Here is a 1,990-nt window from a genome sequence, read left to right as displayed (position 1 = left end):
CGGGGCGCGTTGTGCTGGGGACGCAGCCGGAAGTAGTCGTGCTTCTTGCTGTACGAGGTAGGCCACCACTCGTGCACGTCGACCATGCACTGCTTCTTCTGGGAGAAGCGGCGGCCGATGTGCTTGCGGTAGATCCAGCGGTGCTGAACCAGGAAGTCACGCAGGTACTTGTCGTGCGTCCCGATGTTCGCGGAGAGCCCGGCGATCTGTGTCATGTCAGCCGCATCCACGACCTCGTCGACGTACGCGGCCTTCGGCTTCAACACGGTGATCTCAGCCTTTGCGGCGGAGAGCTCCTCTTCGGCTGCGAGTGCCAGGCGGAGGATCTCCGCACGCGACATCTCCCGAGCTCCAGCCTCGACATCGAGGAGGTGGCACCGCACCTGCTGTGCGACGGGCGAATCCCTCAGCAGCTGCCCAACGTTCAGCACTGCGCGCCGCGTGAAAAGCGCCAGCGAACGAGTCATGGGGCTGATCGGATTTGCGAGGTCCTCGAAGGACCTCGCAAACTCGCGCCGCAGCGCAGCCAGCCGCTGCCCTTCAAGGACCTCGAGTCCGTTGGACTCGACCTCAGCCCGGTTGTCCTTGACGAGACTCTTGATGGCCTCCGTGCCGACCTCGTAGTAGCTGGCCACCATCTCTGTTGTGACGTGCATGCCGTCGGGCATCATCGTCAGCGCCTTGACCTTGTCGAGCACATCGGTGCGGTCGGCGTACTCCGCGCGCAGCGACTTCGACTCCGTGAATGCGATCTCGTTCGTCACAGTGCCGTTCCCTCCTCGGCCGCCCACTGCTGATCAAGATCAGCCAGAGCGATCGCAGTCTTGTCCGAGAGCGTCGGCGAGGTCTCCCACGAGCGGGCCCACGCCGCAGCCGGCAGCACTTCGCCCGACAGCGACAGGCCCATCAGCTCGGCCAGCTCGGCAATGTCCAGCAGCGTGGCCCACTGCAGACCATGGGCCAGAGAACACACCTGGAGCTGGCAGCTGTCGCTCCAGTCGTCGTCCCCGAGGCGATCCAGCAGGTACTCGCGGTAGCTCAGGTTGGCCGGGTTGGCCGACTCAACGGCCAACTCCCCGGTCGTCATGTAGCGGCCCTCGCCGGTCCTCGCCACGCCCCGGACTCGCACCCCTTCCGGCAGGCGCTCCGAATCAGCCAGGACGAACACCGGGCCGTCGTCCTCTCCGAGCCACACCCACTCCGGACGCTCCCTCAGCAGAGCCGAACGCTCCGCATCGTTGAAACGCTGCAGGGCATCAGTGACCCGCTGCAGCGGGCTCCTCATGTGTGCGATGCTGTTCATCGAATTCCTTTCAACGTTCGCGTTGGATCAGCGGCCATCCCGGTACCAGCGGGGTGGCCGTTCGTTGTTTCACGGTCACACCGCGACCGCGCGGCGCGTGCCGCGTGCTCCATGCGGCATTTTGGGTACGGCAGAGGCCTCGCGCTCTTCGAAGAAGTCCTCCAGGTCGACGTCAAGCCATCGACAGATCTTGTTCGCGAGCTTGAAGCTGCACGTCGGCATTCGCCCCGTTTCGATGAACCCGATGGTGCCGTGAGCGCACCCGACAAGCGCGGCCAGATTGCGCTGGGAGTACCCCAGTCGCTGCCTACGACGCCGCAGGCCAGGCCCATTTATTACGCGCATCCAGACCTCGCGAGATTGCTTGCGGTTTCGGACATACCTCATCTTGCCTCCCGGATCACCAATTGTCTACTGCCGCATGCACCGTACGACATTACTAGCCAACTTGGCTAGTGGCACATGCAGCGCCATACCCTTGGCACGTACGAGGTGCAGCTCAGCCGCACGTAGATTGCTAGCCAGCCACGCCGCCGACCGGTTTCGTCTAATCGCAGGCATCCAAGGAGATTGACCGGCATGCCAAGTGACCTTCAAGAGCTCGTAGTGAACCGGCTTGCCGCCCTCGGCACTCGCGGGCGCGCCCTCAGCAATCGCGCAGCCGCTGCCCGCAGTGGCGGCCGGGTG

General features: G+C 64.3%; 3 protein-coding genes. All 3 read right to left on the bottom strand.

The window, feature by feature from the left end; all coding sequences use genetic code 11:
- The coding region (locus JAO81_RS39140; protein WP_199552771.1) for a phage antirepressor KilAC domain-containing protein at positions 1 to 764 on the bottom strand (764 nt) is incomplete at its 3' end.
- On the bottom strand, positions 761 to 1,303 hold the full coding sequence (locus JAO81_RS39135; protein ID WP_199552770.1) for a hypothetical protein: 543 nt from the start codon (positions 1,301 to 1,303) through the stop codon (positions 761 to 763). The genes JAO81_RS39140 and JAO81_RS39135, both read right to left, overlap by 4 nt.
- Positions 1,304 to 1,378: 75 nt before the next feature.
- Positions 1,379 to 1,648 carry a helix-turn-helix transcriptional regulator gene (locus tag JAO81_RS44160; RefSeq protein ID WP_374194411.1) on the bottom strand — a complete coding sequence of 90 codons (270 nt, stop codon included), beginning with the start codon at positions 1,646 to 1,648 and terminating at the stop codon, positions 1,379 to 1,381.
- Positions 1,649 to 1,990: the final 342 nt, after the last annotated feature.

Origin of the sequence: Streptomyces sp. N35 (genome assembly GCF_016464295.1) — a bacterium.
Lineage (GTDB): Bacteria > Actinomycetota > Actinomycetes > Streptomycetales > Streptomycetaceae > Streptomyces.
The sequence above is the reverse complement of the archived record's forward strand: the minus strand, read 5'-3'. Positions and strand labels throughout refer to the sequence as shown.

What these genes read in the sequence shown, in the direction of transcription:
- JAO81_RS39135 (WP_199552770.1), bottom strand. Translation starts at nt 1,303, where the DNA reads ATGAACAGCATCGCACACATGAGGAGCCCGCTGCAGCGGGTCACTGAT.
- JAO81_RS44160 (WP_374194411.1), bottom strand. Translation starts at nt 1,648, where the DNA reads ATGCGCGTAATAAATGGGCCTGGCCTGCGGCGTCGTAGGCAGCGACTG.